21 protein-coding genes, 2 tRNA genes and 1 pseudogene are annotated in these 25,634 nt (G+C 64.0%); 12 read left to right on the forward strand and 12 right to left on the reverse strand.

All coding sequences use genetic code 11. The features are described 5' to 3' along the window. Positions 1–208 precede the first annotated feature (208 nt). Both EDE12_RS03005 and EDE12_RS03010 read right to left on the reverse strand, forming a co-directional pair. Positions 209–1,927 carry an ATP-binding protein gene (locus EDE12_RS03005; protein WP_024878054.1) on the reverse strand — a complete coding sequence of 573 codons (1,719 nt, stop codon included), beginning with the start codon at positions 1,925–1,927 and terminating at the stop codon, positions 209–211. Then, positions 1,924–3,510 (reverse strand): SagB/ThcOx family dehydrogenase, encoded by a 1,587-nt coding sequence (locus tag EDE12_RS03010; protein ID WP_036291998.1) that lies wholly within the window; start codon positions 3,508–3,510, stop codon positions 1,924–1,926. Before EDE12_RS03010 ends, EDE12_RS03005 begins: the two co-directional genes overlap by 4 nt. Before the next feature lie 235 nt (positions 3,511–3,745). On the opposite strand from EDE12_RS03010, the gene EDE12_RS03015 reads away from it, so the two are divergent. The 4 genes from EDE12_RS03015 (at position 3,746) to EDE12_RS03030 (ending at position 10,103) form a co-directional block, all read left to right on the forward strand. After that, entirely contained in the window at positions 3,746–4,063 is a 318-nt protein-coding gene (locus EDE12_RS03015) for a hypothetical protein (protein WP_026599735.1), read from the forward strand. Positions 4,064–4,366: 303 nt separating this feature from the next. After that, positions 4,367–5,938, forward strand: a complete 1,572-nt coding sequence (locus EDE12_RS03020) for a 2-isopropylmalate synthase (RefSeq protein WP_024878051.1) — start codon at positions 4,367–4,369, stop codon at positions 5,936–5,938. Between the two features lie 233 nt (positions 5,939–6,171). Next, a complete protein-coding gene (gene acnA, locus EDE12_RS03025) occupies positions 6,172–8,901 on the forward strand; it encodes an aconitate hydratase AcnA (protein ID WP_026599734.1) in 2,730 nt (909 codons plus the stop codon). Positions 8,902–9,188: 287 nt separating this feature from the next. Next, complete coding sequence (locus EDE12_RS03030; RefSeq protein WP_026599733.1) at positions 9,189–10,103, forward strand: LysR substrate-binding domain-containing protein; 915 nt, start codon at positions 9,189–9,191, stop codon at positions 10,101–10,103. A gap of 19 nt (positions 10,104–10,122) precedes the next feature. On the opposite strand, the gene EDE12_RS03035 is transcribed toward EDE12_RS03030, so the two are convergent. Continuing rightward, complete coding sequence (locus EDE12_RS03035) at positions 10,123–10,710, reverse strand: L,D-transpeptidase (RefSeq protein WP_024878048.1); 588 nt, start codon at positions 10,708–10,710, stop codon at positions 10,123–10,125. Between the two features lie 240 nt (positions 10,711–10,950). Between EDE12_RS03035 and mepA the strand changes: the two genes are divergently transcribed. Next, positions 10,951–11,865, forward strand: coding sequence for a penicillin-insensitive murein endopeptidase (mepA, locus tag EDE12_RS03040; RefSeq protein ID WP_026599732.1), 915 nt, complete (start codon positions 10,951–10,953; stop codon positions 11,863–11,865). 11 nt (positions 11,866–11,876) lie between these two features. On the opposite strand, the gene msrA is transcribed toward mepA, so the two are convergent. Further along, the gene (msrA, locus tag EDE12_RS03045) at positions 11,877–12,470 is read right to left on the reverse strand and encodes a peptide-methionine (S)-S-oxide reductase MsrA (protein ID WP_134187977.1); all 594 of its coding nucleotides are present in this window, start codon (positions 12,468–12,470) and stop codon (positions 11,877–11,879) included. A gap of 87 nt (positions 12,471–12,557) precedes the next feature. Further along, positions 12,558–12,875 (reverse strand): hypothetical protein, encoded by a 318-nt coding sequence (locus EDE12_RS03050; protein WP_024878045.1) that lies wholly within the window; start codon positions 12,873–12,875, stop codon positions 12,558–12,560. Positions 12,876–13,063: 188 nt separating this feature from the next. Between EDE12_RS03050 and EDE12_RS03055 the strand changes: the two genes are divergently transcribed. Beyond that, positions 13,064–13,153 (forward strand) — tRNA-Ser (locus EDE12_RS03055). Here EDE12_RS03055 and EDE12_RS03060 read toward each other — a convergent pair. The 4 genes and pseudogenes from EDE12_RS03060 to EDE12_RS03075 form a co-directional block, all read right to left on the reverse strand. After that, positions 13,124–14,742 (reverse strand): annotated as a pseudogene (locus EDE12_RS03060) (recombinase family protein); the annotation flags it as partial. The gene EDE12_RS03055 and the pseudogene EDE12_RS03060 sit on opposite strands and share 30 nt — an antisense overlap. 21 nt (positions 14,743–14,763) lie before the next feature. After that, positions 14,764–14,988: a hypothetical protein gene (locus EDE12_RS03065; RefSeq protein ID WP_026599730.1), complete on the reverse strand. Its 225-nt coding sequence runs from the start codon at positions 14,986–14,988 to the stop codon at positions 14,764–14,766. Between the two features lie 91 nt (positions 14,989–15,079). Further along, positions 15,080–15,436, reverse strand: coding sequence for a type II toxin-antitoxin system PemK/MazF family toxin (locus tag EDE12_RS03070; protein WP_026599729.1), 357 nt, complete (start codon positions 15,434–15,436; stop codon positions 15,080–15,082). Then, on the reverse strand, positions 15,433–15,657 hold the full coding sequence (locus EDE12_RS03075) for an antitoxin MazE family protein (RefSeq protein ID WP_026599728.1): 225 nt from the start codon (positions 15,655–15,657) through the stop codon (positions 15,433–15,435). The genes EDE12_RS03070 and EDE12_RS03075 overlap by 4 nt, the downstream gene beginning before the upstream one ends. Positions 15,658–16,141: 484 nt before the next feature. Here EDE12_RS03075 and EDE12_RS03080 point away from each other — a divergent pair, with 484 nt between their 5' ends. Both EDE12_RS03080 and EDE12_RS03085 read left to right on the forward strand, forming a co-directional pair. Next, positions 16,142–17,188, forward strand: a complete 1,047-nt coding sequence (locus EDE12_RS03080) for a ParA family protein (RefSeq protein WP_198029891.1) — start codon at positions 16,142–16,144, stop codon at positions 17,186–17,188. 2 nt (positions 17,189–17,190) lie between these two features. Further along, positions 17,191–17,589: a hypothetical protein gene (locus EDE12_RS03085; protein WP_036291265.1), complete on the forward strand. Its 399-nt coding sequence runs from the start codon at positions 17,191–17,193 to the stop codon at positions 17,587–17,589. A 196-nt stretch (positions 17,590–17,785) separates the two neighbouring features. On the opposite strand, the gene bla is transcribed toward EDE12_RS03085, so the two are convergent. Next, complete coding sequence (gene bla / locus EDE12_RS03090; RefSeq protein ID WP_026599725.1) at positions 17,786–18,676, reverse strand: class A beta-lactamase; 891 nt, start codon at positions 18,674–18,676, stop codon at positions 17,786–17,788. 64 nt (positions 18,677–18,740) lie between these two features. Between bla and EDE12_RS03095 the strand changes: the two genes are divergently transcribed. Next, a complete protein-coding gene (locus EDE12_RS03095) occupies positions 18,741–19,256 on the forward strand; it encodes an AAA family ATPase (protein ID WP_026599724.1) in 516 nt (171 codons plus the stop codon). A gap of 248 nt (positions 19,257–19,504) precedes the next feature. Then, a complete protein-coding gene (locus tag EDE12_RS03100; protein ID WP_026599723.1) occupies positions 19,505–20,557 on the forward strand; it encodes an acyltransferase family protein in 1,053 nt (350 codons plus the stop codon). Between the two features lie 107 nt (positions 20,558–20,664). Here EDE12_RS03100 and EDE12_RS03105 read toward each other — a convergent pair. Further along, positions 20,665–20,739: transfer RNA gene (locus tag EDE12_RS03105), tRNA-Gly, on the reverse strand. A gap of 220 nt (positions 20,740–20,959) precedes the next feature. Between EDE12_RS03105 and EDE12_RS03110 the strand changes: the two genes are divergently transcribed. Both EDE12_RS03110 and mfd read left to right on the forward strand, forming a co-directional pair. After that, positions 20,960–21,250: a succinate dehydrogenase assembly factor 2 gene (locus EDE12_RS03110; RefSeq protein WP_024878041.1), complete on the forward strand. Its 291-nt coding sequence runs from the start codon at positions 20,960–20,962 to the stop codon at positions 21,248–21,250. 81 nt (positions 21,251–21,331) lie between these two features. Then, entirely contained in the window at positions 21,332–24,853 is a 3,522-nt protein-coding gene (gene mfd / locus EDE12_RS03115; protein WP_026599722.1) for a transcription-repair coupling factor, read from the forward strand. 39 nt (positions 24,854–24,892) lie between these two features. Here mfd and EDE12_RS03120 read toward each other — a convergent pair whose 3' ends face one another. Continuing rightward, positions 24,893–25,618 (reverse strand): hypothetical protein, encoded by a 726-nt coding sequence (locus EDE12_RS03120; protein WP_026599721.1) that lies wholly within the window; start codon positions 25,616–25,618, stop codon positions 24,893–24,895. Positions 25,619–25,634: the final 16 nt, after the last annotated feature.

Here is a 25,634-nt window from a genome sequence, read left to right on the forward strand (position 1 = left end):
GCGTTTTCTTTTTTGAAGCCGTCATGCGCCGCCTTCTGGACCTGTTCGCGCTTCGAGACGCCCCGCTTGCGCGGGGCTCAGCACGAGGGAGGCATCACGCGGCTCTTTGGTTTCGATTCCTCGCCGTCATCGCGAGCGGAGCGAAGCGATCCAGAGTCGCGGGGCGGCTCCTGGATTGCTTCGCCTTCGGCTCGCAATGACGCGCCGTTCACTCCGCGGCGGTCTTCAATTCCTCCGCGCGCACCACATCCAATCCGCGGAAGATCGCGCAGCGCTGGAATACGGCGATATCCGGCTTGACCTGCTTCTGATGGCAGAATTTCGCCGTCAGCTTGGCGAGGCCCTTGATGTCGCGGCCCGTCGCATAGGGGAAGACGGTGACGAGATCGTCGATCAGCGCATCGGCGAGCTTCAGCTCGAACTGATCCGACATCACGCGCCAGATGCGGCGCTTCGCGTCATCGTCCGGCGGGCTGTATTTGATGAGCGCGATGCAGCGGGAGACGATCGCCTCGTCGATATCATCGACGCGATTGGTCGTCAGGAACAGCAGGCCGTTGAAATATTCCAGCACGCGCAGGAACACGCCGACCACGGCGTTCATGGCGATATTATCGTCGCGCCGCTTGATGTAGACGTCGGCCTCGTCGATCAGCATCACCGCGCCCCAGCGTTGCGCGCGGGTGAGGATTTCCTTCAGCGCGGTCTCCATCGTCGCGACATTGAGGCCGAGCTGGCCGGAATGCACGCGATAGAGCGGCCGCTGAATAATCTCCGAATAGACTTCCGCAGTGAGCGTCTTGCCGACGCCGGGCGGGCCGGCGCAGAGCACTGTGGTGCCGCCCGACTTGCCGGCGACGATATCGTCCATCAGCACGTCCATCTCGGCGGTCAGAATGTCGATGAGATCGGTCTGCTCGGCGGGCAGCACCAGCTTCTGCTTCAGCGCGGGCTTATATTCATAGAGCTTCATCTCGTCGACATGCACCCACACATGGTGATGCAGATCGAGATGGAACATCAGAATATAGGGATGCACCGGAATGCGCTTGAAGAGATGTTCCGGAATCTGCTGCTGCATCACCGCGAGCTCGTCCTCGACGGTGAACTTATTGCTCTTCGACGCTTTGCGGATGAAATTGCCGAGCACGTCGCCGGGCGATTCCAGCGTCAGGCTGCGGGCCGAGAGAATGGCCTCGTCATTGACGAGGCGGGCGTCGCCGCCGCTGGTCGACAGCACCACGACATCCTTGCGCGACCAATCCGTGTCGCGATGCGAGGCGTTGGGGTCCTCGGCGTGGAAGCCGGTGCCGCGACCGGTGAACTGCTGGCCATAGCGGCCGCGCCAGTCGAAATAGGTCTCGGTCGCCGTGTCGAAGGCCGCGATCAGCTCGGGCGTCTCGCGGATAAAGCCTTTGACCGCGAGAATCTCGTTGATCGTGCGGCCCGCGATCTCCGCCGCCATGATGCGAATGGCGTTGGTGGTCAGCACGCCCTTGGCGTTGGATTTCAGCTCGATCATCACCTTGCCGGCCTCGTCGTTGGAGGCCGGCACATAATCGAAGCGGGTGATGACGTAAGGCAGAGGCTTGGAGGCGACGCTCGCCGTGAACAGCCAGCCGCGAATGGCGTCGGCGGTCAGATAGCGCACCATCGCCGGCAGAACCAGCTCGAGCTCGGTGGCCTCGAAGCGCTTGCCGCCGGCCTTCAGCGCGCCGCGCAGCGTCGCGAGCTGCGCAGCGCGGGCGCGCATGTCCGGGCCGGCCGCGCGATAGAGATCCTCGAGGAAGGTCAGCTCCTCGTCGGAGAGATGAGAGAACTCGACCTCGACTCTGTCGCTGAAGCGCAATTGTTCCGCGAACCCTGCACGGGCCGGGAATCGCGCCATCAGCGATTCGACATATTGGCGTTCGATTTGAATATTCATCGCCGCTCTCGCCTGTCATCGGGATAGGGGGGAAGCGTCAGAATGCGCGTGTCTTCGACAGGCCCTCCGACGGTGAAGTGGTAGACGTCCTGGAACTGCATATCGCCCGGCGTCAGGCCCAGAAGCTCATGGACCGTGTCGTCGAAGAAGCAGCCGATGCCGGTGCCGGCGATGCCCGCCGCGGTGGCCCAGAGATAGAGAGCCTGGCCGATGAGGCCGGCCTCGAAATGCAGGCGCCGATAGGCGAAGGCGCCGTCCGCCTCGAGCGCGCGGTCGAATTCGGCGATCATCGCGACGCTGAAGCAGCCCTTGCCGGAAATGGGCTGCAGACAAGCGAGCTTGGTCGCCTCTTTTTCCACCGAGCCCGCATAGAGCCGATAGAGCGGCAGACCTTCTAGCTCGACCAGCGCCCATTCGAAATCCTTGCGCGAGGCGTCGCGCAGCCGCGCGGCGACATCCGAGTCGCGCTGCAGCGCATAGAGGCCGGGCTCCAGGCCATCGACGCGATGCACGAAGAGGATGAGCGTGATCGCCGCGCCCCAGGGGAAGGCCGAGAGCAAAGTGGATTCGCTCGGCAGCGTCGAGGCGATGAGCGCGGCGAAGGCCTCGCGCGAGATGGAGGTGGTTCCGTCCATCTTCTGCGCGCTGCGGCGCTTGCGCACGGCGTCGCCGATGGAGACGCCTTCGAAACCGGGCGCCGGCCATTGCGCGCGCGTCGGCGCCGGGGGCTTGGGCTGGCGCGGCTTGCGGCAGAATTGGCCAGCGAGATCGATGATCGGCCAGCCGTCGTGATCCTCGCTCAGCCGATTGGCCTGGCCGCGAAACTCGCGCGGCGCGTCGATCAGCGCGAAAAGGTCGAGCGGCGTCGCCGGTCCCGGCTCGGTCGCGATCCACATCAGCAGATCGGGATGCTCCGGCTCGCGCTTGTGCCAGGCGTCGTCGCGATCGAGGCCGATGAGCGCGGCGATCTCGCCGTCGGATGGATCGGCCAGCGCCTGCGCCCGCCAGCCGAGCGCGGCGGCGGCCTGAGCGACGGCGCCGATCGCATGGCCGGCGTCGAGCTGACAATAGCGAAAGGCGCGCTCGCCATATTTCCACGCCTCGCGCCAGGGAATGGAGGAGAGGGCGAGCAGAAAGCCGCCCTTGGGCAGCACGCGCGGCGCCGTATAGGTCGCGCGCTCCTCGAGCGCATGCAGCAGCGGCGCATAATGATAGAGTGCGGCGCCGGCGCCGAGCCCCTCCACCGCATCCAGCAGCACATAGCTTTCGGTGGGATGCAGATTGCCGGAGGAGGGATTGTTGCGCAGCGCCCAGGTCGAGCCTTCATAGCTCTTCCAGGCGCTTATGCCGAAGGAAAGCTCGAGGAACAGGCCGAGCGCCCGAAGATCGAGCGCCGCCGGCTGCTGCGCAGGGCCGGGGAAGGACGGCGTCTCCTCGATGATGGGCAGCGGCGTCTGCCGCACGCCCTCGAAGAGGCGGAAGGGCGAGGGCTGCGACGTCCAATCGAGAAAGCCCGGACCCATCGCATAGCGGTTCGGCGCATGCTTGGTGCGCCGATGGTAGCCGCGAATTTCCGTCGGCATGGTATCGCGATCATCGAAGCTCATAAGCGCTCCCGCTCCCCGCCGCAGAGACGGGGAAGGTATGGATTTTGATTGTCGGCCACTCGATCGGATCCCGACAGGCAGCCTAGGGGGATTCAAGGATCGTGCCTTGTTCGCTGCGCCGCAAAAAAATGATCGGCGCCAGCAAAATCAGTCTGATAGTTAAATGCAGCCGTGTCGGTTTGGGAACGGCTCAAACAAAAGGAGCCTACCGATGTCGCAAATTGTCGAAGTCGCAGCCGCCGAGCATCGGCATTTTGGCGCATTGGTGACGATTCGCGTGGGCGAGCAGCCGCTGCGGCGGCTGACCCCGAACGAGGCGGGCATTCTCTCCCGCGCGCTGGCGGCGGTCGCCAATGGCTCCAGCGCGGAAAAGACCATCTTCATGAGCCCGATCGCCAGCGATCACGAGTTCGAGGCGCAGGTCCAGGACGATGGCGTCACGGTGAAGGCCACGGAAGGGCCGGAAATATTTCTGGACTGGACGCAGACCCGCATATTGGCCGAGGCGCTGGCGAAGCTGGCGGGCTGACGCGGGTTTCGTCCCGCTCGCGCGCTCATGCTTGCAACCCGAGGCGAAGGCGCGTATTTTCATCATCGGATCGGCGCAGCGCCGATGAGACCGAGGAACTGAGCTTTGGCGGCAATGGCCACCATCACGATTGACGCGGCGCGCTCCTCGGCGCTCGAGACCGCGCGTCTTCTTTCGAGCCTGCTGCTTCTTAGTCGCCCCTGAACGCCCCCAGGGCCGCCCGGCCCAGGCATTCAGGGGACTGCCGAGCTAAGACGAAACGAGAGCGCCTGCAGAGCGGGCCGAGCAGTTCAGGACGAAGCCATGACCGACAATAATCCTTCCGCCGCCCGCGACGCCGATCGCGTCGTCATTTTCGACACCACTCTGCGCGACGGCGAGCAGTCGCCCGGCGCCTCCATGAACTTCGAGGAGAAGCTCGAGGTCGCCGACATATTGGACGAGCTGGGCGTCGATATCATCGAGGCCGGTTTCCCCGTCGCCAGCCAGGGCGATTTCGAATCGGTGCTCGAGATCGCCAAGCGCGTGAAGAACGCGACCATCGCCGGACTCGCCCGCGCCGCCGCCAAGGATATCGACCGCTGCGCCGAGGCGCTGCGCCACGCCCGCAATCCGCGCATCCACACCTTCATCTCCACCTCGCCGGTCCATATGAAATACAAGCTCCAGATGGAGCCGGAAAAAGTATTGGAGATGATCGCGTCTTCCGTCTCGCGGGCGCGCAATCATGTCGCCGATGTCGAATGGTCGGCCGAGGACGGCACGCGCACGGAACATGATTTCCTGTGCCGCTGCGTGGAGACGGCGATCGACGCCGGCGCGACGACGATCAATATTCCAGACACGGTCGGCTATTCGACGCCGCAGGAATATGAGGCGCTGTTCCGCATGGTGCGCGAGCGCGTGCCCAATGCCGACAAGGCGATCTTCTCGGTCCATTGCCACGACGATCTCGGCCTCGCGGTCGCCAATTCGCTGGCCGGCGTGCGCGGCGGCGCGCGGCAGATCGAATGCACCATCAACGGCATAGGCGAGCGCGCCGGCAACGCAGCGCTGGAAGAAGTGGTGATGGCGATGCGCACGCGCCCCGATGCGCTGCCCTTCCGCACCAATATCGACGCGAAACTCCTGACTCGCGCGTCAAAACTCGTCTCGGCGGTGACGTCATTCCCGGTGCAATATAATAAGGCCATCGTCGGCCGGAACGCCTTCGCGCATGAGAGCGGCATCCATCAGGACGGCATGCTCAAAAACGCGCATACGTACGAGATCATGACGCCGGAGAGCGTCGGCGTGTCCAAGACCTCGCTGGTCATGGGCAAGCATTCCGGCCGTCACGCCTTCAAGGAGAAGCTCAAAGAGCTGGGCTATGAGCTGGGCGAGAATGCGCTGGAGGACGCCTTCAAGCGCTTCAAGGATTTGGCCGACCGCAAGAAGCTCGTCTATGACGAGGATATCGTCGCGCTGGTGGACGACGAGATCGTGACCGCCAATGACCATATAAAGGTCGCGGCGCTCACCGTCATCGCCGGCACGGCCGGGCCGCAGACGGCCGCGCTGACCTTGGACATAGACGGCGAGAAGAAGACGCATCAGGCGACCGGCAATGGTCCTGTCGATGCGATCTTCAACGCCATCAAAGCGCTGGCGCCGCATGAGGCCTCGCTCGAATTGTTCCAGGTCCATGCTGTCACCGAAGGCACCGATGCCCAAGCGGAAGTCTCCGTGCGTCTGTCGGAGGACGGAAAATCGGTGACGGGCCGCGGCGCCGATCCGGATACGCTGGTCGCCTCGGCGCGCGCTTACGTGGCGGCGCTCAACAAGCTGATGGTCAAGCGCAATAAGACCAAGCCCGAGGCGATGAGAGCGGGCTGAGGCTTTCGCCTATTCATATTATTCGAGGGACGCGGCGACGCGTCCCTTGTTTCGTTTTGCCGGCTGGCCCGAAATTCTCTACAAGGTTCGCGGATGGCGCGACGTCCCGTCATTGCGAGGAGCGAAGCGACGAAGCAATCCAGAGCCGCGGCCCACGGCTCTGGATTGCTTCGCTTCGTTCGCAATGACTTCTGTCCGCGCCTGTCATCGACTCCAAGCGAAGGAAGCGCGAAATGCCGTCACTCGACAGTTTCAAAGCCCTAGAGACGCTAAAGGTCGGAGACGACACCTATCACTTTTTCTCGCTGAAGGCGGCCGAGGCCAATGGCCTCGAGGGCGTCTCGCGACTGCCCTATTCCCTGCGCGTGCTGCTCGAGAATCTGCTGCGCAACGAGGACGGCCGCTCCGTCACCAAGGAGAATATCGAAGGCTTCTCCAAATGGCTGACCGAGAAGGGCAAGGCCGAACGTGAGATCGCCTTCCGCCCGGCCCGCGTGCTGATGCAGGATTTCACCGGCGTTCCCGCCGTCGTCGATCTCGCGGCGATGCGCGACGCTTTCGTCGCGCTCGGCGGCGATCCGCAGAAGATCAATCCGCTGGTGCCGGTCGATCTCGTCATCGATCACTCCGTTATCGTCGACGAATTCGGCACTAGAAAAGCGCTCGAGGCCAATGTCGAGCTCGAATATGAGCGCAATGGCGAGCGCTATCGCTTTTTGAAATGGGGCCAATCTTCCTTCGACAATTTCCGCGTCGTGCCGCCGGGCACGGGCATTTGTCATCAGGTCAATCTCGAATATCTCGCCCAGACCGTCTGGACGAAGAAGGAGAAGAGCCGCAACGTCGACGGCAAGAAGGAGACGATCGAATACGCCTATCCCGACACTCTGGTCGGCACCGATTCGCACACCACAATGGTGAACGGTCTCGCCGTCCTCGGCTGGGGAGTCGGCGGCATCGAAGCGGAGGCCGCCATGCTGGGCCAGCCGCTTTCGATGCTCATTCCGGAGGTCGTCGGCTTCGAGCTGACAGGCGAGCCGAAAGAGGGCGTCACCGCCACCGATATCGTGCTCACCGTCACGCAAATGCTGCGTAAGAAGGGCGTTGTCGGCAAATTCGTCGAGTTTTTCGGCAAGGGGTTGCCGCATCTCTCGCTCGCCGATCGCGCGACCATCGCCAATATGGCGCCGGAATATGGCGCGACCTGCGGCTTCTTCCCCGTGGACGAGGAGACGCTGGACTATTTGAAAATGTCCGGCCGCTCCAATTCACGCATCGATCTCGTCGAGGCCTACGCCAAGGCGCAAGGGCTCTTCCGCGAGGCCGACACGCCCGATCCGGAATTCACCGACACGATCTCGCTCGATCTTTCGACCGTTGTTCCGTCCCTCGCCGGGCCGAAGCGCCCGGAGGGCCGCGTCGCGCTCGAGGATGTGGGAACCGCTTTCGCGAGCGCGCTCGCGAGTGAATATAAGAAGCCCGGCGATGTGACGCAGCGCTTCTCGGTCGAGGGGACGAATTACGATCTCGGCCATGGCGACGTCGTCATCGCGGCGATCACCTCCTGCACCAACACCTCAAATCCGAGCGTGCTGATCGGCGCCGGCCTGCTCGCCGCCGCCGCCCATGAGCGCGGCCTCAAGGTAAAGCCTTGGGTGAAGACCTCGCTCGCGCCGGGAAGCCGCGTCGTCGCCGAATATCTCGATAAGGCTGGCCTGCAGAAGGATCTCGACAAGCTCGGCTTCAATCTCGTCGGCTTCGGCTGCACCACCTGCATCGGCAATTCCGGTCCGCTGCCGGCGCCCGTCTCCAAGACGATCAACGATCATGACATTGTCGCGGCGGCGGTGCTGTCCGGCAATCGCAATTTCGAGGGTCGCGTCAATCCGGATGTGCAGGCGAACTATCTCGCCTCGCCGCCGCTCGTCGTCGCCTTCGCGCTGGCGGGCTCTGTGGCCAAGGATCTGACCAAGGAGCCGCTCGGCCATGACAAGAAGGGCGAGCCGGTCTTCCTGCGCGACATCTGGCCGAGCAACGCCGACATTCAGAAATACATCCGCAAGAATGTGACGCGCTCGCTGTTCCGCGACACTTATGCGGATGTCTTCGAGGGCGACAAGCATTGGCGCAAGGTCGACGCCCCCTCGGGCGAGACCTATAAATGGTCGGGCGGCTCCACCTATGTGCGCAATCCGCCCTATTTCGAGGGGCTGACCAAAGAGCCCAAGCCGATCCAGGACATTGTCGACGCGCGCATTCTGGCGCTGTTCGGCGATAAGATCACCACCGACCACATCTCGCCAGCGGGCTCGATCAAAGCCGCCTCGCCCGCGGGACACTGGCTCACCGAGCGCCAAGTCTCGCCGGCGGATTTCAACCAATATGGCACGCGCCGCGGCAATCACGAGGTGATGATGCGCGGCACTTTCGCCAACATCCGCATCAAGAACCATATTCTGCGCGATGAGGCGGGCAATACGCCGGAGGGGGGCGCCACCAAGCATTTCCCCGATGGCGAGACGCTCTCCATCTACGACGCCGCGGCGAAATATGCCGAGGAGGGCGCGCCGCTGGTCGTCTTCGCCGGCGCCGAATATGGCAATGGCTCCTCGCGCGACTGGGCGGCAAAGGGGACCATGCTGCTCGGCGTGCGCGCCGTCATCGCGCAGAGCTTCGAGCGAATCCACCGCTCCAATCTCGTCGGAATGGGCATTCTGCCTTTGACCTTCGAGGCGGGGACGAGCTGGGCCTCGCTCGGCCTCACCGGGGCGGAGAAGGTGACGATCCACGGTCTCGCCGGCGACACGCTGACCCCGCGCCAGACGCTGCATGCCGAGATCGCCTATCCCGACGGAAAAATCGTGAGCGTCCCGCTGCTGGCGCGCATCGATACGCTGGACGAGCTCGAATATTTCAAGAATGGCGGCATTCTGCCCTACGTTCTGCGCCAGCTCGCCGGCTGAAGAAGGGCGGGCTCTCTCCTTCTCCCACTTGTGGGAGAAGGCGCCCCTCGCGTCAGCGAGGGTCGGATGAAGGCTCGAGGGACTGCCGCGCGCTGCGGAAAAGCGCGAATGCTGCGGGGACCCTCATCCGACCCCGCTTCGCGGGGCCACCTTCTCCCGTGAACGGGAGAAGGGAGCGCCCTTCCTGATAGATGAGCTGAATTCATTCATCATCTTACGGCAAAGCTTTTGACAAGCCGCCTGATCGGCTCCATGAGATGAATAATTCTCATCCATAGGAGGCGGCGATGCGGGCTCTGCCCTCGCTTGTGTCCTTGCGCGCGTTCGAGGCGGCGGCGCGGCGCGAGAGCTTCAAGCTCGCCGCTGCGGAACTCGGCGTCACGCCGACGGCGATCAGCCATCAGATCCGGGGTCTCGAAACCGAGCTCGGCCTGCGTCTCTTCACGCGCAAGGCGCGCGAGGTCGCGCTGACGCCGCAAGGTCTTGCGCTCTATCTCGATTTGCGCGTCGCCTTCGATTCCATGGCCGAGGCGGTGGATCGCGCGCGCCGGCCGAGCGAGCGCAAGCAGGCGGCGACCCTCTCCGCCACTGTCGCCTTCACCTCGCGGGCGCTGGCGCCGCGCGCCGAATCCTTCCGCGGCCAGAATCCGGGCTGGGATCTGCGGCTGCACGCCTCCGACCGCCCGGCCAATCTGCGCGCCGGCGAGGCGGATGCGGCGATCCGCTGCGGCGTCGGCCAATATTCCGGCCAGGTGGCGACGCCGCTGTTCACAGACCGCTACGCGCCCGTGTGCAGTCCGCGCCTCGACATACGCCGCCCCAAGCATCTCGCCGGGGCGACGCTCATTCACCGCGAATGGGGGCCGCACGCCAATGGCCCGCGCCTGCCGAGCTGGCGCCGCTGGGCCGACGAGCGCGGCTCCAAGAGCTTCGACCCGGAGGTCGGAACCGTCGTCGCGGACGAGGAGAGCGCCATACGCGCCGCCGTCGCCGGTCAGGGCGTGGCGCTGGCCAGCCTGTCGCTGGTCGCCTCCGAGCTCGCCTCCGGCGCTTTGGTGCAGCCCTTCGGCCCGGTGCTCGACGGCTTGCAATATGACTTCGTCCATCCCCTCGGCGCCGAAGACCGGCCGGCGGTCGCCGCGCTGAAGGATTGGGTCGTCGCCGAATTCGCCGCCGAGCCGTGCAGTCTTCCGCGCGGCTGAAAACAGCCGCGAAGCGCGGTCAGTTGCCGAAGGGGCTCGTCATCGGCGCCGACTGCCAGCTCTTCACGCTGGTGACGGAGCGATAGCGCTGTCCCGGTCCATAGGCGAGCGCGTGAGAGCGATGCGGCCGATGATGCAGGCCCGCGACATGGGTCCGATGCGGCTTATGGGCGGCGTAGCGCGTCGCCGGCGAGGAGCCGGTGATGGAGATTTGCGCGCCCTCCTCCTGCACCAGCTTGTAGAGCGTCGCGGCGTTGGCCGGCGAGACGCGCACGCAGCCATGCGAGGCGGGACGGCCCAGCGCGCCGGTCGCATTGGTGCCGTGGATCGCGTAGCCGCCGCTGAAGAAGATGGAATGCGGCATGGGCGACATGTGATATTTGCGCGAATAATGCATTTTCTGCAGGCCGGTGGGCGCATAGGTGCCGCGCGGCGTCACATAGCCCGCGCGGGCGGTCGAGACCGGCCAGCTATACGAGCCCTTGGAGGACTCGACCTGCATTCTCTGGGTGGAAAGATCGATATGGATTTGCACGGTCGCCTGCGCCGCGCCGATCGATGCGAACATCGCAACGAGAACGAGCCCGAGGGCTTTGAAACAACGCATCACAACACTCCCCGACGAACACGAGACACACGCCGCACAGTTAGGGCGGCATAAAAAGGCGCCGCCTACGTAGGGGCAATCTATATCCGAGGGTAAGGTTGACGCGAAAGCCAAAAAACGAGGCGAATCGATTCGCCTTCTCTTTCCGATGCTGCGCGGACTGGCAAAAAGACCGAAAAGCGCCCAGAATCTGACTGATTCACGCTTCCGCTCCCTCACTTCGCCACGAAAGCCGCAGAAATGATCCAATCGAGATCGGCCGCACTCGTTCTCTGGCTCGCCGCGATCGCCCCGGCCGTCGCGCAGGACAGGGGCACGTTGGACCCTAAGCCCTTGCCGCCGCTCGCCCATCCAGACGATCCGTCGACGCCCGCCAAGGAGCTCTTCGGCCGCGCCACCAGTCCCGCCCCGCTCGATCCCGATCCGATCGGCTTTTATTCGCATGGCTGCCTCGCCGGCGCCGAGGCGCTACCCGTGAACGGCCCGAATTGGCAGATCATGCGCCTGTCGCGCAATCGCTTCTGGGGCCATCCGGCGCTCATCGGCTTTCTGCAGCGCCTCGCGCCGGCGGCGTCGCAGGCCTCCGGCTGGCCGGGCCTGCTGGTCGGCGATATCTCGCAGCCGCGCGGCGGGCCTATGCTGACCGGCCACGCCTCGCATCAGATCGGCCTCGACGCCGATATTTGGCTCACCCCCATGCCGCAGCGCGAATTGTCCCGCGCCGAGCGGGAGGAGATGTCCGCCACCGATATGGTGCGCGAGGATCGGCTCGATATCGATCCGAGCGTGTGGACCGAGGGCCATCTCGCCGTTCTGCGCACGGCGGCGCGCGCGCCGGAGGTGCAGCGCATCTTCGTCAACGCGGCCATCAAAAGGGCGCTGTGCCGGCAGGCGACGGGCGACCGCTCCTGGCTCGCCAAGGTGCGCCCCATGTTCGGGCACAATTACCACTTCCACATCCGGCTCTATTGCCCGAAGGATGCGGAGAGCTGCAAGGATCAGGACCCCGTGCCGGCGGGCGACGGCTGCGATTCATCCCTGGCCTGGTGGTTCACCGACGAGGCGCTGCACCCCAAGAAATCGACCAAGACCTGGCCGCCCATGACGATGGCCAAGCTGCCCGGCGAATGCCGTGAGGTGTTGAAGGCGCGATAGATGAATCGAATTCAGCTCGGATCGACGCCCGGATCGACGCTGAGCCCTACGGGGCAGGCGACGCCCGTGCCGCCCAGGCCGCAATAGCCGTCGGGGTTTTTGGCCAGATATTGCTGGTGATACTCCTCGGCATAATAGAAGCGCGGGGCCGGGGATATCTGCGTCGTGATCGGCCCGAAGCCTCGGCCCGTTAGTGCCTCGCCATAGGCGCGCTTGGACGCCTCGGCGATCCGCAGCTGGTCGTCCGAATAGCAGAAGATCGCCGAGCGATATTGCGTGCCGACGTCATTGCCCTGCCGATTGCCCTGCGTCGGGTCGTGGCTCTCCCAAAAGACGCGCAGCAGCTCCTCATAGGAGATTTTCGCGGGGTCGAAGACGACGAGCACCACTTCCGCATGGAAGGTGCGGCCCGTGCACACTTCTTTATATGTGGGGTTCTCCGTGGTCCCGCCGGCGTAGCCGACGGCCGTCGTATAGACGCTCTCGCCGAGCTTCCAGAAGCGGCGCTCCGCGCCCCAGAAGCAGCCGAGCCCGAAGACGGCCTGTTCCAGCCCCGGCGGAAAGGGGGCTTCGATAGGATGATGATTGACGAAGTGATCGGTCATTTTTATCGACCTTTCGCTCGATATGCGCCGAGCCCCCGATATGGCCCCGCGGCGCCGGCGGCGAAAGGGCGGTCAGCGAAAGGGCGGTCAGCGTAAGGGATAGTCGATCGGCCGGCGGCGCTTGCGGCTCAATGCAATGAGCAGGCCGCCGAGGCCGGTGAGCGTGAGGCTCAAAGGCGCGAGCAGCAGAGCGAAGACGATGGAGCCCCAGATTTGCGGGGCCTTCTGCTCCAGCGCGATGCGAAAGGCCTTCATCTGCGCCGGAAAAAGATCGGCCGCGCCTTCGCTGAGCGGGGTGACATGCAGCCCGTCCCCGGCCAGCGAGCGCGTGCCGTCGACGATGAGGGCCGCAAATCCCCCGGCCAAAAGGAGGAGACCGAGAAAACGGACAATCAATCTCAGCATGGCGGTTTCGAGCCCCAAGGGGAGGCTGATGAATAGAATGCGCCGGGCCGTCTGTCCACGCCGGGCCGCCACGAGGCGAGAGAATGTCGCTTCGGCGTGGATTTCCCTACGGAAAGATTTGCACTCTGGCGGCTTGTGAATATAGTGCGCGCCGATCCGGGGCCGAATCTGAGCCGGCCAGGGTCGATGGAGGGGTGGCCGAGTGGTTGAAGGCGCACGCCTGGAAAGTGTGTATACGGGAAACCGTATCGCGGGTTCGAATCCCGCCCCCTCCGCCATTTCAGTCCTTGAGTGGGCACTGCGTTTGCACCGCCGTTCGCTACGAGCGTCTGGAGCAGTCGGGACTTCGATCCCATGATCCGAACCTCACCGTCCGCGACCTCGACGCGCTGGGCTAGCGCACGAAGATGGTCGCGGCGATAGCCGCCGCCTTCAAGCCGGATACGCATCCGCGCGGTGTGGGCGAACTTACTGAGCATCTCCGGTGTAACCGCCCGGCTCCCTGAGTTCTGAAGCATCGCCTGGGCGCGCTCGGCGTCGGCCTTGGCCTGATCGCGGATGGCCTTGAGGCCGTCGATGCGGTCCTTGAGCGCCGGGTCGTCCAGATCGGCGAGGCCCACCTCGATGGCGTCGTAGAGGCGCTTAAGGCGCGCTTCGGACTCCGCCGCACGCCTGTTCAGTTCGGCAATGTGCTCGCGCTGGCGCTCGCTGCGTTCCTGCCGCCGGTCGAGCACGGTAGCGAGGATCGTTTCCAGCCGTTCGGTCTGGAGCAGACGGTCTTCGAGATGACTGGCGACAAGATCGTCCAGCTTCTCCATCGGCACCGCCATCCCCTTGCAAGCGGTCGGTCCCTGCCGGGCCTTGGTCGAGCAGGCATAGTAACGGTAGCGCCCGCCCTTGCCGGTGCGGATGGTCATGGCGCCGCCACACTTGGCGCAGTGAATCAAGCCGGTGAGCATCGTCGGGCCGCTGATGACAGCGGCTGGCGTCACCGTAGGATGTCGGGCCTTGAGCAGCGCCTGCACCGCGTCGAAGGTCTCACGGTCGATGAGCGGCGGGACCGGCACGATCACGATCTCGCTGACCGGCTTCAATTCCTTGGACTTGGACCGCTTATTGAACTCGTGCTCACCGACATAGGTGCGGCGGGTCAGGATGCGGTGGACCTGGCCGATGCCCCAACGACCACCGTCGCGGGTGAAGATTCGGTTGCGGTTCAGATAGCTGACAATGTTCTTGACGCCCATCTGGCCCTTCGCGCCGTCGCCGTGGAGGGCGAGCCGGTAGATCAGTCGCACCGTCTCGGCGTGCAGCGGGTCGATCTCCAGCTTTTTCTTGACCTTGGCACCACGCTGCTCGGTCGCGACGACACGGTAGCCGATTGGCGGCAGCGAACCGTTCCAGAAGCCTGCCGGGCGTTCTCCTTCAATGCCCGCATGACGTGCTTGGCGTTTTCCTTCGACTGATATTCGTCGAACAGCGCCATGATTTGTCGCATCATGACGTGCATGGGATCGTCGCCCATCTCCTGCGTGATGGAGACGAGCTTGACCCCGTTCTTCGCCAGCTTACGAACGTAGAACTCCAGCTCGAAATGGTCGCGGAAAAAGCGGCTGAATGAATGGACGATCACCACGTCGAAGGGCACGGGCTTGGATGTGCCCGCTTCGATCATGCGCTGGAACTCGGGGCGGCGATCGTTGGTCGCCGATGCGCCCGGCTCCACATAGGTCTCGACGAGCTGGTAACTGCGTGAGGCACAATAGGCTTCGCCCTGGCGCTTCTGGTCGGGGATGGAGACATCGTGCTCGGCCTGCCGCGCCGTCGAGACGCGCAGATAGAGGGCGGCGCGCAACGGCACGGTCATGGTGCATGTCTCCCGGTCAAATCATGGGGCCGACCCGAACAGTTCATCGAGCAGGTCGGCGAACCATCGCTCGAACACCTCCACTTCCGCCTCGGTGACGGGCACGCGCTCCGGCCAGTCGTCGGTGACGGTCCAGGTCGCAAGGTCATGCTTTGCCGGCCGGCCGGGGAACGGCCAAGGGTAGCCAAGCAGCGATTCAAGCTGCTCGGAGACGGTGACGACAGGCTTGTGTGACGGCCGGGACATCCCCGCAGTATCGCCGAGGCCCGGGCCGGGCTGAATGGCCCATGATTGCGCCACACCGCGCCCGGCTTCACCTTGGTCGCGGCGCTTCCCATCATTCCCCTTTCCGGCCCGTCCTCGGCGACACCGCCAAGCCCAGGAACACCATCACGGCCTGGTTGAGTCGGACCAAGTCTTCGTCGTCCAGCCGTCCGATTCGCTCGCCCACCTTGAACTTTGGGACAGTGGTGATCTTGTCCACCATCAGCCGGGAGGGGGAACGCAGCCCGTTGCGCTCGTTCGGCTCTATCGGCAGCCGGAACAGGGGCGCTTCGGTCGGATCGGTGGTGAAGGCGCAGATCGTGATCGAGTCCGTCCCGTCGAAGGCGTCGTCCTGCACGATGACGACGGGGCGCGGCTTGCCCGCATAGTCCTTGCCGCCGGAGACGGTCCAGATCTCTCCCCGCCTCATTCATCATCCCAGTCGAACGCCGCGCTGATGAACGCCTGATCCTCGGCCGCGTGGGCGCTCGCCGCTACCGCCGCCGATTGCCGATGCGCCTCCGCCCGGAAGGACGAGGCACGTACGTCCGGCACCCAAATCTGGATCGGCCGCAGGCCCTGCGCGCGCAGCCGCTCGCGATGCTCCTGTACTTTCACCTTGGTGGGCTTCGCGTCCCTCGCCGATGCCATGACTCAGTTCTCCAATATGGTTACATGTAACCTAGCACGCGACACTCGGCATGGGAAGCGGATGATCCAGGCGAGCCTGCGCCAGAGGTTGAAAACCCACTCTGAGCATAAAACTGCTTTGAAATCATTGAAGAAAACGTTCCACGCGGGACATGCGCCACCGGACCTGCACACGGAAAGGCGAGCTGACACAATAGCTTAAGACGCCGCTGTGCATGCGCTTTTATCTCGCCTTCGGCGCCGAGGATGCGGCTGCGCCCCTTTGGCCCACTGAACTCGCGGACAGATTGGCAAGCGCCGACCATGAAGATGTGCGGAATATGGCTATAGAACTATTACCTGATAGCGGCGCACAGTACGTCCCGAGACCCGACAGAGACATCATCTCGGACCCTTTGTCGGCACAGCGGCAGAGCCTCTTGACGCCAGTCTGTGAACGTCGTAAACAAAAATCGTTTACGACGTTCACAGGAAAGTTGATTCGGTGGCGATAGACTACGAACTCGTTGGCATCAACGAGATCGCTGAGATTGCGCGCGTGTCGCGGCAGGTCGTGGCCAATTGGCGCTCACGGTCAACCGACTTCCCGCAGCCTATCGCCGCGCTCGCGTCAGGGCCTGTGTTTCGCCGTTCTCAAGTGAAAGCTTGGCTACGGAGAAGGAAGGTTCCAATGGCGCATGTTATTTCTACAATCAATTTGAAGGGCGGTGTTGGCAAGACGACTACCACTGTCGCCCTAGCGGAGACGCTATCGGGCGGGTTCCACAAGCGGGTGCTTGTGATCGACCTGGACCCGCAGACGAACGCCACCACTATGCTGATCGGTGAGGAGAAGTGGCGCAAGCTAAACGACAGCGGCCGCACGCTGGCCCGGCTGTTCAAGGATGCGCTGGAGCCGAACAATAAGCAGTTCGATTTTGACGCCGCCTTGCAGAAGGGTGTCTCCGATGTATCGGCTGCTCACACTATCGACCTTTTGCCGTCCAGCCTCGATCTGATCGACGTGCAGGATCAACTGGCATCCACGCCCAGCGGCAAGTTCTACTCTGTCAATCCGATTGAGCTTCTGTGGCGGGCTGTGAAGTCCAAGCTGGACGACTATGACGTTGTCATTGTGGACTGCCCCCCGAATCTTGGCATCATCACCCTGAACGGCCTGCGCATCTCGCAGGGCTACATCATTCCGACTATCCCCGACATTCTCTCGACATACGGTATCCCGCAGATTGTTACGCGAGTCCGCGAGTTCTCGCAGGAGATAGCGGAACCTATTGAGCCGCTGGGCATCGCCATTACTAAATATCGCGCTCAATCCACAACGCACATCAACGGGTTACGTCGCTTGAAAGGGGAGGAAGATGCTGGAAAAGGGCCTCATGTCTTTGACACGGTGATTCCTGAAACGGACGCCGTTGCCGCTGCGGCTGAACATTTGGAGCACCAAAGAACCTTGAAGGGGAAATATCCTCGCGGCCTAGCTGATTCATATAGGAGCCTCGCCGGAGAGGTACTTGCCAAGCTAGAGGGCTGACCATGAAAGTGAGGAAGGTTCTTCTCGATCTTGCCCGCGTCGTAGCCGATCAGGCCGAGCGCGATCCCGTGTTCGCTGAGCAGATTGCCGTCGCGCTCGGCCTCAGCGATAAGCACGGCGAAAGCCCAGCACCCAAGCGCGCCGCCGATGCGGAGCGCCCGAAAAATCGTCGCCCGGCAGCAGTGCTGGATCCGATTGCATTGGCGCGGGAGGGTGAAGCTACGCTTCGGTCGCGGCTTTCCGCTCTGTCGCTGGACCAACTAAGGGACATTGTTGCCGACTATGGGATGGACCACGGCAAGCTCGTGATGAAGTGGAAGGACGTGGAAAGGGTTGCGGGCAGAATCGTCGAGCTGTCATTGGCGCGCGCCCAAAAGGGCGATGCGTTCCGCTCAGAATAGACGCCTCATAGTGCCACAGCGAAGACGTAGTGATCATCGCTATCGGTCGTGGTCCGCCAGTTCGGCCGATTTTCCTCTTCGGTCCGGTATTCTTGCCGCAAGACCGCAAGCGGCGTGGCGAACCGCCGTTTCCATTCCATCGCCTGACGTTGTTGCAGCCTAAAACGGCCGATCGCCGTCCGGCGGTAGGGTTACGCTACGCTCGTTCAGCCATTATTCTGGCGACACTCGCCAAAACGCTTTCCTGCGCCGCAGTGGAGCCTGGCGCGTTTCCGAGATAGGCGGCGACTACGATCGGCTCACGGCCGGGCGGCCAGATCACACCAATATCGTTGGTGGAAATTCCCTCCCAAGTGCCGGGCTTGTTCGCAATGCGCCATCCGGCAGGCAGTCCGACGCGCAAGCGTCGCGTGGCCGCGTCCTTGGCCTCGACCATCCAACTCGTCAACCTTGCACGCGACGCTTCGGAAAGGGCGTCGCCCAATAGCAGCCGGCGCAATGTCCCGACCATGGCGCGGGGCGTCGTCGTATCGTGCGTTTCGCCCGGCTTTACGACATTGAGCGTCAATTCAAAGAAATCGGACCGCGTGACATGATCGCCGAGGGATCGCAAATAGGCGGTAAGAGCGGTCGGACCGCCAAAGCTGGTCAGCAACAGATTGGCGGCGGTGCTGTCGCTGACGGTGATAGCCGCCTCGCAAAGCGCCTCGATCGACATGCCTTCAGGGCCGACATGAGGTTGGGTCGCCTTGTAAGGGATCACCAGGTCACGCTCGGTAAAGACCATGCGCCGGTCGAGCCTTTCCTGTCCGAGGTCGACACGGGCCAGGACATGGGCGACGGCCAGCGCCTTCATTGTGCTGCACATGGCAAAGCGCTCGTCGATTCGGTTACCTATGATCTGACCCGTCGCGCAATCCAGCATGGCCACACCCAGCCGCCCACCGCTGCGCGCTTCGAGCTCCTCGAGCTCGGCTTCGATGCCTCGAGGGCTGCTCAGGGTTTTGGAAGAGGTCGACAGCGGCGCTGCGACAGCCATTGTCATCGAGGCGATCGCGGTACGACGGGTCAGGATCGGAGAAGACATGTGGTTTCCATACTATGTGGCCATTCCGGTGAAAGGATAATGCCTCTTGAAGAATCGACTTGTCATGATTTCCGGCAGTTCGGGCGCAGGAAAGTCGACCCTCCTGGCCGAGTTGAAGGCTCGCGGCCATGTCGTCGTGGAAGAACCCGGTCGCCGCATCATCGCCGAGGAAACGGCCTGCGGTGGCAACGCATTGCCGTGGGGCGATCTCGCGATGTTTCTGCGTCGCGCAATCGACATGGCGCTGGCGGACCACGTGGCGGCGGTGGAGCAAAAGGGCTGGGTGTTCTTCGATCGCGGCCTTGTCGACGCGGCGTCGGCATTGGAAGCTTTGATCGGCGAACCGGTCCTGCGTCCGTTATGCATGACGCATCGCTATCATCGCCGCATGTTCATGGCGCCGCCTTGGCCCGACATCTATGTGACCGATATGGATCGCAAGCACGGGTTCGATGCGGCGGTGGTCGAGTATCGCCGCCTCATGGAGACCTATCCGGCGCTGGAGTATGAGGTGGTGCACCTGCCGAAGAGCACTACGGTGGCGCGTGCCGATTTCGTGCTGGCCTCCCTGGATGGATGAACGCGGCGGTCGGACGAAGCCAAGTGGCATCATAGGACTATAAGTGCAGTTGCAGTTCTTATCTTCGTCGGACGCGACCCAAGCTCTCGCCGCCACCGATTCGCCCTTCGCCGAATGAGCGCGACGCCCGCGGGCGAGCTGCGCCTTATGCGGAGACTTCCGTAACTTTCCTCGGCTATTGAGCGACTTCACTCCGCGAAGCGCGCGCATTTCTGCTGCGCCTGCCAGACGCGTGGAGGTGGGCGCCGATGAGAGAAGCTCGGATCGCATGGATCGATAATGCGAAAGGGATAAGCGTCATCCTCGTCGTCATGATGCACTCCGCGCTCGGCGTCGGGGAGGCCATGGGGGGCGAGGGGCTGCTGCATTGGCTGGTGGCTTTCGCCAAGCCGTTTCGCATTCCCGGCTTCTTCTTCATCGCCGGGCTCTTTCTGTCGCGCGCCATCGATCAGGACTGGCGGAGCTATCTCGACAAAAAGGTCGCGCATTTCGCCTATTTCTATTGCCTGTGGCTGTTCATCCAATGGCTGTTCAAGAGCGCGCTGCGGCCCGGCGCCGATCCGCTGACCGCGCTCGGGCAATTGGCGCTCGCCCTGGTCGAGCCGTTCGGAACCTTGTGGTTCATCTATCTGCTGCCGATCTTTTTCGTCGCCACCAAGCTGCTGCGCCTCGTTCCGACGCCGATCATGCTGCTGGCGGCCGCTCTGCTGGAGATGGCGCCGATCGAGACCGGCTGGGCGGTTCCCGACGAATTCGCCGCCCGCTATGTCTACTTCCTGTCCGGCTATCTGTTCGCGCCGCAGGTCTTCGCTCTGGCCGAATCGGCGCGGCGGCATCCGCGCGAGGCGCTCTGCTGGCTGCTCGGCTGGGCTATGGCCGACACGGCTCTGGCTTTCTCGCCCTCGCCCTCGGCGGATTATCCGAATCTCGCCTCGCTGCCGCTGGTCAGCCTCGTCACGGGCTTCGCCGGCGCTGCGGCGGTCATCGCCGGGGCCGCTCTGCTCGCCGATCTTCCGTCGATGGAATGGCTCCGCTACTGCGGCGCCAATTCGCTGGCCATCTATCTCGGATTCTTTCTGCCGATGGCGGCCGCCCGCAAGCTGATCGTCGATCATGATCTCGTGGATAGCGTGGGCTTGGCCTCGCTCATCGTCACTATGGCCGGCGTCACCTTCCCGCTGCTGCTGCATCGCGTGACCGAGCGGGGGCGATTCCGCTTTTTGTTCGAGAGGCCGCGGTCCTTCCGGCTCGAGCCCGCCGAATCGGGCGCCGCGCGGTCGGCGCGGCAAAACGCTGCGTAGAGCGTCGGGGATTTTTGTCCTGTGGGTGAGGAGGGCCGCGGGCCTAGGCCGCGGACAACGGGACGGCGCCCGTAAGCAAGTCGCCTATCATCTGAAGCGATGATCTTTGGAGCGGGCGAAGGGATTCGAACCCTCGACCCCAACCTTGGCAAGGTTGTGCTCTACCCCTGAGCTACACCCGCATCCGTGTCGCGGCGACGCGACGGGGGTCCTTATGCCGTAATCGAAGCGTGATTGCAACTGTCTCGGCGACAGTCTCGAACGGCTTCGCACAGGCTGTGGATGATCTATCTTTTCGCCGCCGGCTGCGCTAATCCCTGCGGTCTCGCGCCGGCGCCCGAAATGGCGGCCCGGCGCGCGAATTCTTGTACTCGGCCCCTGTCCGCCCGCGGATTTCCGCCCTTGAGCCACTCGACGCCAGACGATTCCGACATCCGCCGCAAGCGCATAAAAATTCGCGCCTGGCGCCGCGGCATGCGCGAGATGGACATATTGATGGGCCGTTTCGTCGACGCCACGGTCGATTCTCTGCCCGAGGCCGAGCTCGACGATCTCGAAGCGCTGCTGGACGCCGAGGATGACGTGGTTTTCCGCTGGCTGTCGCGCGCCGAGCCGGTTCCCCCGCGCTACGACACGCCCCTCTTCCGCCGGATCGCAGCTTTCCACACGCATGAGAAGCCGATCGATCTTTAGAGCATGTTCCCGAAAGGCGCGAAGCGGTTTTCGGAAGAGAATATGCGAGTTCAAACAGCTCCAAACGGCCCCGACGTTCCGATGACCGATCTCAAATCCGCCGTCGCCCGCCTGGAAAAGGGCGACAAGCTCCGCTTCGTGAATGTCCCGGACGGTTTCGACGCTTTCGTCGCCGCCGATCTCACCCGCGCGCTGGCCCGCGTCGCGGAGGGGCGGCCGGCCGTCTTCGTCCATGTGGCGCGCGATGCGCAGCGCTCGGCGGCTTTTCGCGAGGCGTTGCGATTCGCCGCGCCCGAGGTGGAGGCGCTGGATTTTCCCGGCTGGGATTGCCAGCCCTATGATCGCGTCTCGCCCAACGCCGCCATTTCCGCCCGCCGCATGACGGCGCTGGCGCGTCTCGCCCGCTCCAAATCCTCGGCCGAGCGGCCGCGAGTCGTCATGACCACGGTGGACTGCCTGCTGCAGCGCGTGCCGCCGCTGGAGAATGTCGCCGCCGATACTTTTTCCGCCGCGCCCGGCAATGTCGTGCATCTCGACGAGCTGGCGCTGTGGCTGGAGACCAATGGCTTTCTGCGCTCCTCCACCGTGCGTGAGACCGGCGAATACGCCCAGCGCGGCGGCATCGTCGATCTCTATGCGCCGGGAATGCCGGGGCCGATCCGCCTCGATTTCTTCGGCGACACGCTCGAATCGATTCGCAGCTTCGATCCCGAGAGCCAGCGCACCATTGGGCAATTGCGCTCGCTCGATCTCGTGCCGATGAGCGAGCTGCGGCTCACCAGCGACACGATGCGGCGCTTTCGCCAGGCCTACACCACGCGCTTCGGCGGACAGACGCGCGGCGACGCGCTCTATGAGGCGATCAGCGAGGGCCGCCGCCATCAGGGCGCGGAACATTGGCTGCCGCTCTTTTATGCGCGCATGGGCAGTGTTTTCGATTATGTGGGCGAGGCGCCGCTGCTGCTCGATCCGCTGGTCGAGGAAGCCGCCGGCGAGCGGCTGACGCAGATCGCCGATTATTACGACGCGCGCAAATTCGCCTATGACGCGGCGCCGGCCGACTCCAACTACAAGCCGCTGCCGCCGGATCAGCTCTATCTCACCATAGAGGAATGGCGCGGCAAGCTCGAGGGGCGCAGCCTCGCGACATTCTCGCCCTTCGCCGCGCCCGACGGCGCCGGCAAGGAGACGATCGATTGCGCCGCCCGCGCCGGCCGCGATTTCGCGCCCGAGCGCAATAATGAGGACACCAATGTCTTCGAGGTCGCCGTCGAGCATGTGAAGGCGCTGCGCGGCGCCGGCAGAACCGTCGTCGTCGCCGGCTGGTCGGACGGCTCCTGCGAGCGTCTCGGCAGCGTGCTCGCCGAGCATGGGCTGCGCGATCTGAAGACGGTGTCCTCTCTGCCGGCGGCTCTGGCGCTCGGCAAGGGCGCGGCGGCGCTGGCCGTGCTCGGCGTGGAGCATGGCTTCGAGACGGAAGGCCTCGCCATTCTCGGCGAGCAGGACATTCTCGGCGACCGCCTCGTGCGACGCCGGCGCAAGACCAAGCATACGGAAAATCTGCTCGGCGAAGTCGCCGCGCTCTCGGCCGGCGATCTCGTCGTGCATGTCGATCACGGCATCGGCCGCTTCATCGGCCTGGAGACGATCACCGCCGCCGGCGCGCCGCACGACTGCCTCGAGATTCACTATGCCGGCGGCGACAAGCTCTATCTGCCGGTCGAGAATATCGAGCTGCTGACCCGCTACGGCTCCGAGGATACGGAGGCGGTTCTCGACAAGCTCGGCGGCGTCGGCTGGCAGACGCGCAAGGCGCGGCTGAAGAACCGCATTCGCGAAATGGCCAAGGGCCTCATCGCGATCGCTGCACAGCGCAGCCTGCGGCAGGCGACCAAGCTCGTCCCGCCGGAAGGGCTCTACGACGAATTTTGCGCGCGCTTCCCTTACGACGAGACGGAGGATCAGGCCGCGGCGATCGAGGCGGTGCTGGACGATCTCGGCTCGGGACGGCCGATGGATCGGCTCGTCTGCGGCGATGTCGGCTTCGGCAAGACGGAAGTGGCGTTGCGCGCCGCCTTTTGCGCGGCGATCAATGGCCGCCAAGTGGCTGTCGTCGTGCCGACGACATTGCTCGCGCGCCAGCATTACAAGACTTTCTCGACGCGCTTCTCCGGCCTGCCGATTCGCGTCGCGCAATTGTCACGCATGACGCACGCCTCCGACATGCGCCTCGCCAAGGCCGGCATTGCGGACGGTACAGTCGACATCGCCGTCGGCACGCACGCCGTGCTCGGCAAGGCGATCTCCTTCAAGGATCTCGGCCTCGTCATCATCGATGAGGAGCAGCATTTCGGCGTCGGCCATAAGGAGCGGCTGAAAGAGCTGCGCGCCGAGGTGCATGTGCTGACGCTCTCGGCGACGCCCATTCCGCGCACTTTGCAGCTCGCCATGACGGGCGTGCGCGAATTGTCGCTCATCGCCACGGCGCCGGTCGATCGTCTCGCCGTGCGCAGCTTCGTTTCGCCCTTCGATCCGCTCATCGTGCGCGAGGCGCTGCTGCGCGAGCGTTATCGCGGCGGCCAGGCTTTCTTCGTCTGCCCGCGCATCGAAGATCTGGAAGACGCCGCCGCCTTTTTGCGCGAGGCTGTGCCGGAGGCGAAATTCGTCATGGCGCATGGGCAAATGGCGGCCGGCGATCTCGAAGAGCGCATGACGGCTTTCTACGAGGGGAAATTCGACATTCTCCTCTCGACCACCATCGTCGAATCGGGCCTCGACATTCCGACGGCCAACACGCTCATCGTCTGGCGCGCCGATATGTTCGGCCTCGCGCAGCTCTATCAGCTACGCGGGCGCGTCGGCCGCGCCAAGACGCGCGCCTATGCGCTGTTCACCACGCCCGCCAATAAGACCATCACGCCGCAAGCGCAAAAGCGTCTCGAAGTGTTGCAGAGCCTCGACACGCTCGGCGCTGGCTTCCAGCTCGCGAGCCATGATCTCGACATTCGCGGCGCCGGCAATCTCCTGGGCGAGGAGCAGTCCGGCCATATCAAGGAGGTCGGCTACGAGCTCTACCAGCAGATGCTGGGCGATGCGATCACGCTGCTGAAGGCCGGCATAGAGGAGCCGGAGGAGGAGGCCTGGTCGCCGACCATCGCCATCGGCGCGCCGGTGACGATACCGGAAGATTATGTGCAGGACCTCACTCTGCGCCTGCAGCTCTATCGCCGTCTGTCGACGCTGGAGACAGATCAGGACATCGAATCCTTCGCAGCGGAACTGATCGACCGTTTCGGCCCGACGCCGCCGGAGGTGGAGCTGCTCTTGAAGATCGTCGCCATCAAAGCGCTCTGCCGCCGGGCGCATGTGGAGAAGCTGGAGGCGGGCCCCAAGGGCGTCATCGTCGCCTTCCGCGACGGCAATTTCGCCGATCCAGCCGGCCTTGCGCGCTTCGTCATGGAGCCGGGCACTCAGGCAAAGGTGCGCCCAGATATGAAGATCGTCTTCATCCGCGATTTCGCCGATATGAAAAGCCGTCTCGAGGGCGCGCGCCGCATATTGCGCACGCTGGTGTCGATCGCGGAGAAGAAGAAAGCGGCGTGATCTCGTCGCGCTCATGCGCGACGAGCCCGACGGCCTCGGTCAGTGGCCGCCCTTGGCCTCGTGATAATTCTCCACATTGGTCTGGAAATCGGCGACGCATTCTTGCGGAACCTCGTCGGCGATCTCGGGCCGCGCGTCGAAGCAGCCGCCGAGCATTTCCGGGCCGGGCGGAAATCCCTTGCAGAGCGAGACATAGATCGCATTGCATTCGCGCGAGAGTTTTTCCTCCAGCGTTCTGGCGATGAGCAGGCCGTCGATCAGGTCGCGCGCCTCCTCATTCGTCTTCGCCGCGCCGATGATCATGGGCTCGCCGCGCAGATCGAAGACCATGAGCGTTGAGGCCGCGGCGCCGTCGGCGCGCTGATAGGCGACGCGCACGATCAGCCCGGCCGGCGCGCCGGCGGGATCGAGCCGCCATTCGGCCAGTTTCGCGCCCGTGACATTGGGAAAATTGCCGAGCGAGAAGGCCGAGGCCATGGGCCGTTCCAGTGAATAGAGCGTTTTGCCGCGCTCCAGCACGAGGAAGCTGCGCGGATCATCGTCCACGACATAGACGGAAAAGCCGCCGACGCCGGCGCAGTGGAAAATCGCGGTCCTGCCGCTCCTCTCCAGCGTGCGGTTCGCGAGCTTCAGGCGATCCGTCGCGGGGCAGTTCTGGAGAGAGCTATATTGCGATTTCGGCTCCGCGGCGGGAGCGGCGCAGGCGTGGCAGGTGAAGGCGTGGGAGGTGAAGGCGAGAAGAGAAAGGGCTATTCCGCGGATCATGCCGGCTCGGCCTTTC

The sequence above is a fragment of the Methylosinus sp. sav-2 genome, from assembly GCF_004366495.1.
In the GTDB taxonomy this organism is placed as follows: Bacteria; Pseudomonadota; Alphaproteobacteria; order Rhizobiales; family Beijerinckiaceae; genus Methylosinus.